This window comes from Sulfuracidifex metallicus DSM 6482 = JCM 9184 (assembly GCA_032834875.1).
GTDB lineage: Archaea > Thermoproteota > Thermoprotei_A > Sulfolobales > Sulfolobaceae > Sulfuracidifex > Sulfuracidifex metallicus.
The window spans coordinates 704,276-719,391 of record CP135238.1; the positions used below are offsets into that span (position 1 = coordinate 704,276).

Annotated in this window: 10 protein-coding genes, 2 tRNA genes and 3 pseudogenes; 8 read left to right on the plus strand and 7 right to left on the minus strand. The window is 36.9% G+C overall.

Annotation, left to right across the window (positions count from 1 at the left end; genetic code table 11):
• Position 1: 1 nt before the first annotated feature.
• The 7 genes and pseudogenes from RQ359_RS04130 to RQ359_RS04160 form a co-directional block, all read left to right on the plus strand.
• Positions 2–745 (plus strand): proteasome assembly chaperone family protein, encoded by a 744-nt coding sequence (locus RQ359_RS04130; RefSeq protein ID WP_054837838.1) that lies wholly within the window; start codon positions 2–4, stop codon positions 743–745.
• A gap of 5 nt (positions 746–750) precedes the next feature.
• A complete protein-coding gene (locus tag RQ359_RS04135; protein WP_054837839.1) occupies positions 751–1,104 on the plus strand; it encodes a hypothetical protein in 354 nt (117 codons plus the stop codon).
• 77 nt (positions 1,105–1,181) lie between these two features.
• On the plus strand, positions 1,182–2,174 hold the full coding sequence (locus tag RQ359_RS04140) for an AbrB/MazE/SpoVT family DNA-binding domain-containing protein (protein ID WP_338117010.1): 993 nt from the start codon (positions 1,182–1,184) through the stop codon (positions 2,172–2,174).
• Between the two features lie 14 nt (positions 2,175–2,188).
• Positions 2,189–2,938 (plus strand): Fe-S cluster assembly ATPase SufC, encoded by a 750-nt coding sequence (sufC, locus tag RQ359_RS04145; protein ID WP_054837840.1) that lies wholly within the window; start codon positions 2,189–2,191, stop codon positions 2,936–2,938.
• Positions 2,939–2,987: 49 nt separating this feature from the next.
• Positions 2,988–4,426 (plus strand): annotated as a pseudogene (gene sufB / locus RQ359_RS04150) (Fe-S cluster assembly protein SufB).
• 2 nt (positions 4,427–4,428) lie between these two features.
• Complete coding sequence (locus RQ359_RS04155; protein WP_054837842.1) at positions 4,429–5,553, plus strand: SufB/SufD family protein; 1,125 nt, start codon at positions 4,429–4,431, stop codon at positions 5,551–5,553.
• A gap of 103 nt (positions 5,554–5,656) precedes the next feature.
• A pseudogene (locus RQ359_RS04160) lies at positions 5,657–5,704 on the plus strand (hypothetical protein); the annotation flags it as partial.
• Between the two features lie 61 nt (positions 5,705–5,765).
• On the opposite strand, the gene RQ359_RS04165 reads toward RQ359_RS04160, so the two are convergent.
• Positions 5,766–5,853, minus strand: a tRNA-Thr gene (locus RQ359_RS04165).
• Positions 5,854–5,996: 143 nt separating this feature from the next.
• Between RQ359_RS04165 and RQ359_RS04170 the strand changes: the two genes are divergently transcribed.
• Complete coding sequence (locus tag RQ359_RS04170) at positions 5,997–7,496, plus strand: MFS transporter (protein WP_156016029.1); 1,500 nt, start codon at positions 5,997–5,999, stop codon at positions 7,494–7,496.
• Positions 7,497–7,601: 105 nt separating this feature from the next.
• On the opposite strand, the pseudogene tenA reads toward RQ359_RS04170, so the two are convergent.
• The 6 genes and pseudogenes from tenA to RQ359_RS04200 form a co-directional block, all read right to left on the minus strand.
• A pseudogene (tenA, locus tag RQ359_RS04175) lies at positions 7,602–8,255 on the minus strand (thiaminase II).
• A gap of 197 nt (positions 8,256–8,452) precedes the next feature.
• On the minus strand, positions 8,453–8,986 hold the full coding sequence (locus RQ359_RS04180) for a hypothetical protein (RefSeq protein ID WP_457921238.1): 534 nt from the start codon (positions 8,984–8,986) through the stop codon (positions 8,453–8,455).
• A 2,261-nt stretch (positions 8,987–11,247) separates the two neighbouring features.
• Positions 11,248–11,664: a hypothetical protein gene (locus RQ359_RS04185; RefSeq protein WP_457921239.1), complete on the minus strand. Its 417-nt coding sequence runs from the start codon at positions 11,662–11,664 to the stop codon at positions 11,248–11,250.
• A 1,782-nt stretch (positions 11,665–13,446) separates the two neighbouring features.
• Positions 13,447–13,536 (minus strand) — tRNA-Met (locus RQ359_RS04190).
• A gap of 50 nt (positions 13,537–13,586) precedes the next feature.
• Positions 13,587–14,129 carry a peptide-methionine (S)-S-oxide reductase MsrA gene (gene msrA / locus RQ359_RS04195; protein WP_156017799.1) on the minus strand — a complete coding sequence of 181 codons (543 nt, stop codon included), beginning with the start codon at positions 14,127–14,129 and terminating at the stop codon, positions 13,587–13,589.
• Positions 14,130–14,194: 65 nt separating this feature from the next.
• Positions 14,195–15,097, minus strand: coding sequence for a hypothetical protein (locus RQ359_RS04200; RefSeq protein ID WP_054839068.1), 903 nt, complete (start codon positions 15,095–15,097; stop codon positions 14,195–14,197).
• Positions 15,098–15,116: the final 19 nt, after the last annotated feature.

Here is a 15,116-nt window from a genome sequence, read left to right on the forward strand (position 1 = left end):
TATGCATGGAATAGAATTTAGAGAAAAGTACATACCAGAGGTAAGCAAACCCACTTACGTTATTCTGGGCCTTCCTGACGCAGGGTTAGTAGGCGGGATATCGACTGAGTTCTTGATTACTAACTCTCAATTCAAAGAATTCGCGCAAGTTTACTCCGAATCTCATTTGCCTCCCATTTCTCATATCTCCTCCGGAATAGCTAAGTCACCTCTTTCCCTATATCATAAGGACAATATTATAGTAGTTCATTCATGGGCAGCCATACCTTCTGGATCTTTACAGCCAGTGGCTTCTGCGTTGGTGGAATACCTATCCAAGTTCTCTCCCGCACTTATAGTTTCCATTACAGGTCTTCCAGTACAGAACAGGCTAGACTTAGAGAAGCCAACCCCTTACTGGATAGCTAACGATGAATCTCTAGGTGAGGAAGTGGAGAAAACCGGTTTAATGAAGAGATTTGAGGAAGGATATATAGCAGGACCTTACGCTCCGATACTTTTGGAGAGTGCGAGGAAAGGTTTACGGAACCTTGTAATAGTTGTAGAATCCTTTTTAGATTTGCCAGATCCAGAGGCAGCTGCTGTTGCCCTCGATACGCTGGGCAAGTATATAGGCATCCAGGTAGATACTTCTTCCTTGCTTAAGGAAGCTGAGGAAGTGAGAGCTAAGATCAAGGGACTTATGGAGCAAACCAGAAGGGAGATGCCGGGATATACATCAGTTAAACCTTCAACATATGCGTGATAACCATGCCGGCATACAAGGAGCTGGACGATATTTTCAATTCCATAGTAAGAAGGGAAATATCTAGATTCAACAAGGAGGTTTACAAGTTAGAAAGGGAATTCTTCTCTACGCCTCTGTTGGATTTTTACAGCTGTGATGATCATTACGACTGTGTCATAGACGTACCTTACATGGATCCTACGTCTATATATATGAAGGTGGAAGGAGACGTAATGAAACTTAGATGTAAGGACAAAATGGGAAACGTATATCAGACTCAAATACAACTTCCCAGAGATGCCGATCTAGATAACTTGAAAGTGGAAAGGATTAAGTGGTTCCTAAGGATAAGAATATCTCGCAGACCGTCTACGTAAAAACAAGTCTATCTAAATCTTAGTAAGAGTCTAGAATGTTTTTATAAACACTGTTTATTAATAGATATATGGTCACAGTGGCAGAAGACAGGAATGCCAAGGATATGGAGACAAGGAAAGTACAGAAGTTAGGCTCATCCTCCCTTTTCATTACCTTGCCTAAAAAATGGATAAACAAGTGGAAGATAAATCCTGGAGACAAAATAATAATGGAAGTTCTAGACGACGGCACACTGAAGCTAGTCGCTGAGAAAATAAAGTTCAATTCAGGTAAAAAGAGCATAACACTTGACATAGATACTTTAAAACAACCCATGACCAAGGTGCTTACTTGTCTTTATTCCCTAGGCTATGACGAGATAGTTTTCGAAAGTAAAAAGCCTTTGAATCCAAAAGAGGTTGAGGAAGTTTCAGAGTTCTCAAGGCAACTAGTTGGAGCTGAACTGACTGAGAGTTCCGAAACCAGAGTTAAGCTGGAGTGTCTCTTGGATATAGAAAAGATAGGTTTAGAGAGTCTTTTGAGGAGAATACTTAACATAGTTTCCAAGAAGATAGACAACATAATCGCTTTTTTAAGTAATCAAGAAATCAAGGAAGTTTACGCCAACCAAGAGGACTTAAGGAAGATATACCTAATGCTGTTGAGGAGAACCGTGGGGGACAGACTCTACGGAGAATCAGACCTAACTAAGAATTCTTTCGTTATAGTTAACGCGTCCCTCCTGCTTAACACGGACTCAATGTTGGACAAACTCATGGACTATCTTAAGAGGACTCCTCTCCCAGGAAACGTTTCTGAGTCGGTGAAGTTAATCCTCGGTAGTATGAATGACTTGCTTGATGAAATAGTAATGAGCATACTTTTCCCCAGCATTAAGAGAATTTCCAATGGTAACACGATCATTTCTCAGATAAAGAACATCATGAACGATTCCATGAAGAATTCTCCAGAGATCTTACTAATTTACATTTCTCAGATACTTTCACTCATGGAAAATGCACTTTCGAATAGTTCATGCACAATTTTCTTGGAAGATTTACCCTGGATAGAAAGAAATTTAACGGGATAGGACTACTCTTTCCTATGTCAACATTAAAGATTGAAGATTTACATGTTGAAGTAGAAGGAAAGGAAATATTGAAGGGAATAACCTTAGAAATAAAGAGCGGTGAAGTTCACGCCTTAATGGGTCCTAACGGATCTGGGAAAACTACCCTTTCATTGGCACTATTAGGTCACCCAAAATACAAGATAACTAAAGGTAAGATTACCATAGATGGAGAGGACATAACTAATGTGGACACTTTTGAAAAGGCTAAACGTGGTCTTTTCCTAGCGTTTCAGAACCCTGTTGAAGTCCCTGGCGTAAGATTATCTACATTGCTAGTAGCGGAGTACAACAAAGTGAAGGGCACTTCCGTGTCTGTACCTCAGATAATTCAGGAAGTAAGGACCATAAGCAAGGAGGTAGGAATTCAGGAGTCTCTCCTCAATAGGGGAGTTCATGAAGGTTTCAGCGGCGGCGAAAAGAAAAGGGTGGAAGTTCTTCAGATGCTCCTCTTGAAACCAAAGTTTGCAATATTGGATGAGCCAGATTCAGGAGTTGACGTGGACGGTCTTTCAGTTATAGCAAAAGGAATATCTCAATTGCGAGAGCAGAACTCTACGGGATATCTAATCATCACTCACTACAGGAGGATATTGGATCATATAAATGCAGATAAAATACACGTACTTTATCGTGGAAAGATAATAGCCTCTGGATCCATGGAGCTAGCCAAGAAAATAGACGAGTTCGGTTATGAGGCAGTGATTAAGGACGCCCAAAATTGATTTACCAAAGGTTTATATCTTTTCTTTAACATAGTTAAAGTAGATCGAAATGACTGAAGAGAAGATATCTTTGGATATAAATGAGCTTATAAACGCATCGATTGAGCCAAGTACAACAAGGTTTCCGAGTCAGAGTTTCACAGAAGGATGGTTCAATCTGGATTAACTATAAGTACAGTTGAGGCAATATCTAAGGCAAAAAAGGAGCCTGAATGGATGACCAAGTTCAGACTTAAGAGCCTCGAACTCTTTGAGAAAATTCCCACACCAAATTGGTTGCCTGAAGTTCTTTCATCGCTGGACGTTTCAGCACTTGACATTTACGTGAAACCAGACGCGGAGCGTGTGGGAAGTTGGGATGAAGTACCCCAGGAGATAAAGAAGTATTATGATGCGTTGGGTATACCTCAAAGCGAGAAGGAGTTCCTAGGTGGTTTAGTTGCAGTATTTGAATCAGAGCCAATATATGCGAACGTGAAGAACGAGCTTTCCAAGAAGGGCGTCATTATGCTACCACCAGAGGAAGCGGTCCAGAAATATCCAGATATGATGAAGGAATATTTCATGAAAATATTCCCCGCATCGGATCACAAGTTTGCCGCTCTACATGGTGCCTTATGGAGCGGAGGGGTCTTCATGTACGTTCCCAAGGGCGTTCACATAAATACCCCAGTTGAAGGATTCTTCGTTATAGGCTCCGAAATGGAAGGTCAATTTGAACATACATTGTTAGTAGCTGACGAGAACTCGTCAGTTCACTTTATAGAAGGATGTAGTGCACCTTCAATGAAAAAGTATTCCTTCCACGACGGAATGGTTGAGCTATTCGCAGCGAAGAACGCTAGGATAAAGTTTACGACGATCCAGAACTGGAGCAAGAACGTGATAAACTTCAATAATAAGAGGGCTTGGGCCAACGAGAACTCAGTGGTTGAGTGGGTGGAAGGATCTCTAGGTTCAAAGTACAGTTTCGTGTATCCTTCAACAGTTCTAAGAGGGAAAGGCGCATCATCAACAAGTTTAGTCGTTACAATGGCCAGCGGGGAGGGTGAATGGAAGGATAGCGGTTCAAAGATGATTCATGCAGCTCCTAACACCAAGAGCAAGGTCGTAAACAAGAACATAGGCTTCAATGGCGGAGTCAACATTTACAGAGGGTTGATAAGAGTAAATAAAGGAGCAATAGGTTCCAAGGCATTTGTAAAGTGTGACTCCCTAATGCTAGATGATAAGACAAAGGCTTATACATTCCCACACAACCAAGTATTTGAGGAGGAAAGCGACGTGGGTCATGAAGCCCATACCTTTAGGATGAACGAGGATCAATTGTTCTATCTTATGTCAAGGGGAATAGATGAAAAGGAAGCCACGTCAATGCTAGTACTAGGATTTGTAGATGAAATAATGAAGGAGTTACCGTTTGAATATGCTACCATGCTTAATAAGGTTATTAAACTGGAGCTAGATAAGTTGGGTGCAGTGGCATAAACTTGACTCTCGCAGATCCAGATATTTTGAGAAAGTCACTAAGTCAGTTCAATAACCAAGCTGAAAGGGAGGATCTATTATCAGCTTACTACGCTATACCTTACCAAGCAATTCATGATTCTCCTACTATAAAGACGTATACCGAGTGGTCAACCTATGAAAGGTTAAACATAAGAAACGTAAACGTACCAAAGGTGGTGGAAGGATCAGAGATTATTATAGACGACGAAAAGATAATTCGTCCTTCACATGTTCAGGTTTCGGATTCAATGAAAGGTACGTTGTTCAGAAAGGACGACGGAAAGTTAGTTTCCCTTGCAATGGCTACAGCTAAGGTCATGAAAATAGAAAAATCAGGGAACTACGTTATAAGACATAAGGCATCCTCTGGACTTTCTCCAATTCACTTGATAATTAAATCATCTCCTAGAGACTTGTTGAATGTTACTTATCTGCTGGAAGTTAATGGCGAACCTGTACTTCCCTTGTCCCTGATTTCAATAGAGGCAGAGAAGGATAGCTCGGTCTCATTTTCAGGCGTGATTCTAGGCGGCAGAAATCCCAACTTTATCTCAGTAAAGGCTAACGTTAGGGGTTCCCTTAATACTACTCTTTTCAGTACCGAGAGTTCTATGAGTCATGTTTCGTTGAAGACTAACGTAGATTCCAACGCAAAGAGCACGTTCTCAGCTTTGGCGTTGGGAACTGAACGTGACAGAATAGACATGGTAACCGACGTGTCTCATGTAGGTGCAAAGAGCGTAAGCGACGGTAAGTTGAAGGGAATTACTGCGGATGAAGCTGAGATATCCGTGAGAGGAATAGCGGAAATTAAAGAAGAGGCAACTGACAGTTCTACTTCTATAACTGGTAGAGCCATGATACTGTCTCCTTTCTCTCACGCTTCAGTGGTACCCATGTTAGAGGTTAAAACTGGAAGGGTAGTAATGGCTAAGCATTCAGCAGCCGTTTCTAAGATAAACGAGGATATGATATTTTATCTCAAGAGCAGGGGCTTGACTCAAAAAGAAGCTGAGGGAATGATAATAAGAGGTTTCATAGAAGATGAAGTCACGGACTTAATAAGGGACAAGATAGAGCAGATACTCTACCATCTAGGTTATTAATAATTTCAATTTCGGTTAACTCTCCCTCCATTCTACGTTATATGAGTCTATTTTATAATATAATACCATTAGACCTTATCTTATGAGAGTTGTTACAATAAAAATGGATGAGAGTTTACTATCCCTTTTAGATCTATACGCCGCCAACAAGCGATTATCAAGAAGTGAGATAATGAGGGAAGCCCTCATAATGTATTTGAGGGAAAATACCAAGCCGCTGGCGGGATTCGGACCCGCGACATCCGGCTCTCTTGAAGGGCTTACAAGGCCGGCGCTCTAGCCGGGCTGAGCTACAGCGGCACTTGAGAATTATCTTGATAAAACTTAAAGTTTACTCGCCTTTTTCTGATCCTCTATATACCCTATATATTTCATATAGATAAAAATAGACTATGTAGGTAAAGTATATATCATGACAGTCGTATGTAAACGCAGAACCTAATATGGATAGAAATCCGTTTAAGAACGTTGATTCTTCAAAGTTATCGTTGAATCACATTAAGATATGGTATACCTCCGGTATGGGATTTTTCACTGATGCGTACGATCTTTTTATTATAGGCGCCATAATTGATACGCTCATAAATGCCCACAAGTACGCTGGAATAAACATAGCAGGCTTCACCTCTTATTTGATTGGTCCAAACTCAGCCTTTTGGACTGGCTTGTTAGCATCTTCCGCAATAATAACTGCAATATTGGGGCAACTTCTCTTTGGATATTTAGGAGACAGAATAGGAAGAAAGACGGTTTACGGTGTTGAGGCGTCCCTTTTAGCTCTAGGAGCATTCTTGAGTGGCATTTCAATAAATCTTCCTATGTTAATACTTTTTAGGTCGATAATGGGAATAGGCATAGGAGGAGATTATCCTATATCTGCAACGATAATGAGCGAGTATGCGAACGTCAAGGATCGCGGAAAGCTCATAGCATTAGTTTTTGCAAATCAAGGTCTAGGATCAGTTGCAGCAGTTGCTGTAGGTACTATATCAGCATTGTACCTACCTCCCGATATTGCTTGGAGAGTAATGGCAATTATAGGAGCCATACCTGCGGCGACTGTAATATACTTAAGGAGAAAGGTTCCGGAGACCCCAAGATATTCCTTATTGGCTAAGGGAGATGTTGAGACGGCAAAGAAGGCTGCGGCAGTTCTAGGAACTTCATTGGACACTTCCTCAGCGGTTACCTCAAGGAAGGTTCCATTCTCAGAGTTTATATCTAGGTACGGTAAGTTGCTGATTGGAACTGCAATAACTTGGACCATGCTGGATATGGCATTTTATGGCACAGGAGTGTACTCCGGTCCAATAGTTAGCTCGGTATTAGGGAGCACCTTCCCTCATCTGGCCAAGGGAGTGTACTTACCTCTTGGGGATTTCCAGGCTGATTTAGCAAAGGAAATATTTGATGGTGGAATACCATTCCTCGTGGGCTTCTTTGGATATTTCACTGCGGTGGCTTTGATGGATAAGCTAGGCAGGAAGCTGATACAAGTACAAGGTTTTGTCATGATGGCAGTTCTCTACGTAATAGTGAGCCTAGTTATGGTAGCAAGTGGTCCGAAAGTGACGGGTTTCATGATCCCCACGTTAGCGGCATTTTCTTTATATGCACTGTCTTACTTCTTCATAGATTTCGGTCCTAATACTACAACGTTCGTGATTCCAGCTGAGGTATATCCAGTAAGGTATAGGACTACAGGTCATGGAATATCTGCAGCATCGGGAAAAGTAGGAGCAGCCATATCCACGTATTTGTTCCCCACATTGTTACTAACTATTGGAGTAAAGGAGATCCTTTTGATGTTAGCCGGGATAAGCGTGATAGGAGCGTTGTTGACACTGGCCTTCGTGAAAGAGCCAAAGAATAGGTCCTTGGAGGAGGTCTCTGAAGAAGAGTTGATCCCCTCAGAAGGTAGCGAAGTATCATCAGGAAAGTAAGAAGTTTTTCCTAGAGAGAAAATCTTTTTTCTTTTTACCTGTAGTAATTTTACATTTTAGTTTTGTCTAATTATTATTGAGATTGTTATAACATTTTGAAGCCAGCTAGGTTCCTCTATTGACAAGCGCGAAAGGAAATCTCTCCGTTTTATATGCTGAGTCCCAGAACATATATTCGAAAATTGAACCCATTCTGAATAATCTTATCATAGATTTCTCTTGTTCCTCATTAACCTCAATATTTCTAACTAACTGAAGAACCTCTTGAACTCCTGTCTCGTAGTCCTCTCCAGAATAGTTTCTTATCCATCTATCATAAAGAGGATTTAGTGAACTTGTTAGATTTTCTCCTACCCTTAAGTAAATCCAATAGCAAGGCAGAACTGCTGCTATCCCTTCATAAAAAGGTCTGGAGTAAGTTATTGATGAAAGAAATGAGGTATACATAACGTTTGTGGGAGAAGGTTCAACTTGCAATTTTCCCCATAAAGAGAAGTAGTAATTGTGAAGTTTTTCCTCGTTTTTTTAAAAATGATTTACATGGTCGGCTAAAATCGAGGAAGCTCTTTCATTTTATGCCTTAGCTGAAAGCAGGGATAGAACCCTTGAGAACTCTTTCAAATATTGATAATCCTGCTCTATATAGTATCTAAATTTCTCTTTTGGAAGATTTCCTTCTTTCATTTGGTTGAGGAATGGATGTTCAAGTATAGATTGAAATGCATCATCAGAATCTTTCCAAAGCTTTTGTGGATCCAAAAGTTATCACTGTTTTTTCTATTTCAAAGCTTAAAAGGAAAACTTTTTAGAAGGACTGAAAGAGATTTTTTGGTAAAGGCATTCGCGACACAGTTGTTTGTATACAAATTAAGTACTATAATAAAGGCGAAGCCGTTTTTGAGAATTTCTTGTCTATCTGTCCTTATCATTTTTCTAACTATCTTTGATATACTTCACTAACTTATCTTCCTTGTTTTGAAGTAAAGGAGCGAGATTAATGGTAAAGAAACTCCTATTATTATCGATGCGGAGGTCAGTGTACCGTAGTATTCTATAAGGTATCCCGCTATGAAGATCGAGGTGAAAGGGGTCATCCCTATTGAAATTAATGAACTAATAGAGCTAGCGTATCCTACTATCTCAGATGGTACAGAGGAATAGTCTACCATACTCTCATAATATGACAAAACGGACATGTTGTATCTTGTGAAAACTAACCCTAGAAAGAAGAAGAACGGTGAAAGGTGAAAGAGTGAAATTAAGATGACGACAACATAAAGAGGAAACGAATAGAAGAAGAAAAGAAAATAAGTGGAGACCTTATTTATTTTCCTAATTACTCGTCTTACCGTGAAAATGGACAAAGCGTAGCACATCATAACCGTAAAAGTATAAATGGAATACGCCTGATATAGATCAGGGAAGTTTCTGAACACGCCGTAAAAATACATGGACTGTTCTGTGATTAGCGAGAAGATAAAAATCCCCATAAATGCTACATAGAAGAATCTCTTGTTTCCCTTTAGAAGGTTAACGTACTTAGAAAGAGCCTCTTTGGTTAGCTTAAGCCTTGATGTTGGTTAGTGAAGTTAGAAGTTGGGGGTATGTGGTTGAAAAATGCTGCGACTCTAGAAATGAAAGAGAAGAGATGGTACATCCAGGAAAATCCTCGTTATTGAGATGGTCTTTTTCTCGTCTGTTTTCCCGTAAGTAAATGAAGAGAGACTCATAAGTTCCAGCCAGATAGGAGCCGAAAAAGGAGATTAATATAACTACAAAAGTCAAAGGGGTAATCGGGAAGAGAACTAATGTGCCTATCAGTAAGTAGAGAAGCGAAGTGGTCATAAGTAAGAATGCCCTAGCTTTCTTCAGTTTTGATATGGTAAAGGAAGAACTTAATATTTTATGATGTAAGAAAAAAGAGGCTATGAAGTCTCCTATAATACCTAAAAAGAATGGCTCTATGATACCTTGTCTATGAAAAGAATTGGAATTAAGTTAGTAGAACGATGTCTTGCTTCCTTGTTCTCATGATGTCTGCGTTCTCTAGGTCTTTCTGTAGAGGGCAGATATTGTTCTGTTATTGTTTAAATCGTATCACATTTGTCTTTTCGTTGTTTCTAGGTCGTTCTCCTTATTTTCCCTATAATCACGGTCGCTGTATAAGTCCAGTCATTGTAGGGAGGTGGTTAGGTTGGGTTTGAGATACACCCGATCGTGTATTTGAGCAGGTTTGCTTCATGTTTGTTTTTTTAATTGTTGTAACTGATTCTTCTTTTTTTAATTTTTTTGTGTTGGAGGATGATTACTAATAAAGGTAATTAAATGTTCCTAGTCGTCATGTATCTCTAATAATCTCTTTATGAATTTTTATTTATTGATGTAAATGATTTTGTTTGTGAATAGTGAGTTTGTTGTTAAAGTGGAATAATTGTATAAAAGTGGGCCGTCGTCAATTCGGACTTATGGAGTCTTCGTCCTAAGGTGTTTCTTTTGCCCTAGTTCCGGTTTTGACCTTTCTAGAGTCAATCCGTATCCGTTAGTAGTCATATCCGAGAACAGTTGGAAGTCGTATATTCTACTTAGCTTATTTGTAAACTGGATAAAATACTTTTATGATAGGAGAGGCTCTCTCGTGGTTAACTTGTTTTCTGCTTGTTTTCAGTAGTTGTTTCTATTGCTTGTTTGGTAATTTTTATGAATTTTATTAATTGAGTTTTAGGGTTTATTAAAAAATTCCTTTAAGAATGAAACTCTCTAAGAAAATAGATACACCTGACATTCTTTGTATTTTTTATATCGAGTACCTTAAGCTACTGGCTTCTTACACTCTCAATTTCCATTTCCTTTCATTTCTAGCTTGTTTTTTATTTCGGATCCTAGTTCTGGTAATTCTTTTTTTTTGAATTTTGGTTTTATTGAAGTTGTTTTGTGGTGTATAGGAGTTTTATTTGGTGTAGAAATTTTTTTACTAAGTTTAAATTCGGTTTTTGTAGTTTAATTTTGAAAGTAAAGTAAACGAATTTGTTTTAATGTTGTTTTAAAAGATGAAGATAAATAAAATAATGCATAATATAGGCGAAATAACCTTAAGATATTGCTGTATCTTTATCAAGATATTTTAGATATTTATTTTAAAAGAGATGGAATTCCCAATTCTAACTTGACACTAGATTTGAGAAACCAGAGAAAAAATGTAGTTGCTTTACTTATATTTAATTTTAAGATAATTTTAAAAAAAAAGTTTCCAAGTAACGGTAAAAAATACGGCGAACACTTCACGGGTAAACAACAATGTTACAAATCAAAGCGAAAAATAACATGATACTTACGATCAGAAGATGACTGAAAGTTCTTAAACAGTCCAAGGGCTTCTTAATATCTATTTTGCCTAGATGTTTCTGTAACGATGCATATTTGTGTAATGGCGTGTTCTTCGAGTTGTGTGTGTTTAGGAGATATATAGGTTGTTTTGAATGGGTATGTTTAGATAAAAATAAAGTTAATTTAAAATTTTTCTTTGTTCTTTTTCGTTTCCTTAATTATATAAAATAAGAGAAAAAGAATTAATTAGTAGCCTTTCTTACGTGTTGGAATATTGGGATATGTATCATGTGGCGTCTAATGGAGAGAAAAAGTAAAGATTTTTTATCTTTTGTTCCCCATTAAATATTTTATTGAAATATAAGAAACTATTATATAGTAAAATAGGATAAATTTATAATTAAATGTTTGTTATGCTGTAAATATATCAATCAACTCTATATAACTTTTTATAATTTAGCATAATTATAGAAGGTATTATTACAAAAAGTGAAATAATGAATATAGCTTTAGGAAAGACGCTTATCCAAATATAGAGGGCAATTACGGGAGAACATATTGATAATAATGTCGACAAAGAGTCTATTAATGACATTGCTAAATTAGCCGTTTTCATCTTAGAAATAAGGTTAACTTCAGGTATATTGTCCCTGGCTATAAATAGTGTCCCAATGAAGTTTACTAATACAAATAAGATTGGAGAATTTACCAAATAAAGTAAGGAGTAAGTTATAGCGGCAGAAACTCTTGTTATCATCAAACTACTGATATCCCCTAACTTATTTGATAAAAGGTTTGATGGAAACGCAGCCAAACTTATCGCAACAGCCTCAGTACTAAACATTATCCCTTACTCTAATAAGCTTCCTTTAATTATCTCCGTAAAATATAAAGGAATATATAAAAAACTTGTCATAAAAATAAATCTAATTATAGCTAACAATAAAGGTAAAGTTAAAGTTTTCTTATCTTTTATTAAATTTATATAAGTTCTGATATCTTTTATCTTATCTGATCTAATATTAGATACTATAGAGCTTATGTTTAATATAATAAAAAGAAGGATAATTATTATAACTAATATTAAAATAAGTCATTGTAACTTTGGTATAGGAATTATGGGGCTCAGAAGGTGGCTATTGTGAAATAGGCTTCTCGTTCTTCTTGTTGCAATTATAGTTCTATTAAGGGTTCTCGCTAAAGCAATATATGTAAAGGCTGATAAAATTAAGAAAGTATTGTAAAACTGAAAAGTCTCTTTGTTTAACGAAAATATTAATATCTTAGGGATGACGAAATCAGCTTTCCGGCTCATAGCCCAATGGTAGAAATTAAAATAATTAATGAAATTTGAGATATATTAAATTGTAAATAAATCCCTAAATAAGGTTGTATAATAGTATCAAACATTCTTGTGGCAATAACTCCCAGAATGGAAGGTAACATATACAATTTAACTTCTTTATTTAAGATAAAAAATTTATTAAATTTAACCAATTTTCTCAGCTTAGATTTTATGTAATTCCCATTTATATTTTTATATTTTAGTTTTCCAAATAACTCCAGCAGTAATATCACATACATACATAATTTTACCATCTTCACTAAATCTTACAACCTGGCTCTCTAGGAAACTGATAGAGTTCTTACTTGGTTCTTTCTTCTTTCCTCCTCTAAATTTCTTTTAATAAGCAGTTTTATTTCTACGATATCCAAATTTCGATCAATGTTTATTATAAATTACCTATGCTTTCATTTAATAGGACTTTTTTGCTAGATGTTCTCCTCTCGGAAGCGGGATAGATTTCACCGTTCTGAGTCCATACCTGTACGCTACTTCCCATTTGTTGATCATTAGTTTATTTCTTGTGTAAATAATTAATTATTTCTCTTCTTACTAATTTTACTATTCCACTTTCAACTTGGGTATTGAAGTTGGTATTATTGATATGAAGTGTTTTTTTATCTTTGTTGTGTTATGGTTATTTTTTGGTAAATGGTGGTGTATTTGTAAAGGTTGTTTTTTTTTGGTTTTTTTGTTGTTTGTGTTTTGGTCTTTGGTGTGTCAAGCATGTATTTCTAACTCCATACTTATCAATATAAATATTAGTAATATAAACTAATAAATATTTGTATATATATTTAATAAAATTAAATAGATCTATGAAACCAGTTAGGCGATTCAGGGATCCTTTCCGATTTGTATTTCACGAATAAAACAGATATAAAAAAGTAAACTGTTCAGCGCAAACCCCTACCTTGTCGACGCTATAATATTCAATTAAAATTGTTACAAATCTTTAAATAAACTGAATTCGCAATGGACACACGAATCGCTCAGCCAGTTAATCTACTTATATATTATTATATTATTAATAATATCACTAAGCTATTCATCTTTCAAGGTAAATTAGATTTTTCTTCTTAATTAAAATTATTTATATTAAAAGTATGAATACTAATATAAAAATATTAGTATAATTAATTTTTACTTTTATTTATCTCTTTTTATTTATAAATCTATTACAGCTATATCTTAGGAAAATTTATATTTTAGTTACTACTATATATTTATACTAAGCTATAAAATTTCTCAATTTAGGCTATTGAAAACTAATTTAATAAGTGCCGCCACGGGGATTTGAACCCCGGACAACCGGATATCCCCTCTGGATCGTATGAGTCCGGCGCTCTAGCCGGGCTGAGCTACGGCGGCAGTTTCATTCTATCCCGCGTAGATAAAAAATTTACTTTTATGTTTATACTCTATTGAGTCGTTTTCCCCTCCATTCTAACTTTCTCAGGGAAATGTGACATAAACTTCTTTACCTTGGGACTTATCACGACCCTGCAGTAAGGCTGATTTGGATGTCTCTCGAAATAATGATGATGATACTCCTCGGCCTCATAGAAGGCATCGAAAGGCTTCAGTTCAGTTACAACCTTCTTGCCCAGTCTACCCTCAATCTTCTTTATCATTTCCTCTGATATTTTTTTCTGTTCCTCACTGTGATATAGGATTATAGATCTGTACTGTGATCCCACATCATTACCTTGTCTGTTAGGTGTTGTTGGATCATGTATATCAAAGAAAATTTCCAGTATGTCCATGAATGTTATAATTGAAGGATCAAAGGTTATTTGAACCACCTCTGCGTGACCCGTATTGTCGCTGCATACTTCCTCGTACGTGGGATTCTTTACGTTACCTCCCGCATAACCAGGTCTGACGTCAACGACACCGTTTACCCTAGAGAAAACTGCTTCAAGACACCAGAAACATCCTCCTCCTAAAGTAGCTTTTTCCATGTATAAAATTGAGTTCAAGTATCTTTAAATAAGCATTAGAAAAAATTTTGAACTATTCCTTTTCATCAGGGTACGTATTTCATGTTATATATGTACCAAGTATAGTTAACCCCTTTTCCTTCAATAGTAATAGTCATATTGTACGTGACGCCTTCTGCGTATGGAACTTGGAATGAAGTTCCTGGAATTATTTCCACGTTTTTGTATTCTATTGTTTTATTGAAATCAGAGCTGTGCAGATAAAAAGTCACGTTATAAATCTCAAAAGGTAAAGTTACATAACCGGCAGCACGATCGGAGTGATTGCTATACTTCTGAAATCCGAATTCCATGTATGTAAAATAGGTTGAGATATTGGGATAGAAGATGGACTTAGTATTGTTGAAGCTTACTAAATATTTTACTCCACTAGTATAAACTGAAGATGGAAAGGCTATATTTCCAGATATTGCAGGATTGGGTGGAGAGGGAACTGTTAGCCAAGTCAGTGGCGTTATTTTAGTTATCTCAGCGGTATTGAAGCTCGTATCTTGACGCCATCCGTATTCTCCATAACCAGTTAGTTCTATTTTCTCTATTTGAGGCATTGAGTATATGTTTATGGGGGTCGTTACGCCATTTTGAATAATGTAACCCTTGCTTACGTTAAGGTAAACCTTTATAGTTTGGTGCAACTCCTGTCCAGATCCTAGACTCACGGGGAATGTGTAATTCTCAAGTATTAACTTGTGGTCAGAGTTGTTTAGGTATCCTACTTGGAAAAACAAGGTTGCGCTCATGGGAAGAGGACCTTTATTGTAGGCAGTTAAATTAAAGATGTATTTGTAACCTATAGGGGAGAACGTCTCCTCCGCGTACTCTGGTTTTATTACGACATGGAATGAGTTATTCTCTATGTAGAATAATGCTCCAACTATAACTATTACAGCTATTATCGCTAGTATCACGTAGGTAATCCTGAACTTCATGGTGAAGCAATTAAGACTG

Coding starts and splice junctions, on each gene's coding strand:
- RQ359_RS04130 (WP_054837838.1), top strand. CDS start 2: ATGCATGGAATAGAATTTAGAGAAAAGTACATACCAGAGGTAAGCAAA.
- RQ359_RS04135 (WP_054837839.1), top strand. CDS start 751: ATGCCGGCATACAAGGAGCTGGACGATATTTTCAATTCCATAGTAAGA.
- sufC (WP_054837840.1), top strand. CDS start 2,189: ATGTCAACATTAAAGATTGAAGATTTACATGTTGAAGTAGAAGGAAAG.
- RQ359_RS04170 (WP_156016029.1), top strand. CDS start 5,997: ATGGATAGAAATCCGTTTAAGAACGTTGATTCTTCAAAGTTATCGTTG.
- RQ359_RS04180 (WP_457921238.1), bottom strand. CDS start 8,986: ATGGGGATTTTTATCTTCTCGCTAATCACAGAACAGTCCATGTATTTT.
- RQ359_RS04185 (WP_457921239.1), bottom strand. CDS start 11,664: ATGTTTAGTACTGAGGCTGTTGCGATAAGTTTGGCTGCGTTTCCATCA.
- msrA (WP_156017799.1), bottom strand. CDS start 14,129: ATGGAAAAAGCTACTTTAGGAGGAGGATGTTTCTGGTGTCTTGAAGCA.
- RQ359_RS04200 (WP_054839068.1), bottom strand. CDS start 15,097: ATGAAGTTCAGGATTACCTACGTGATACTAGCGATAATAGCTGTAATA.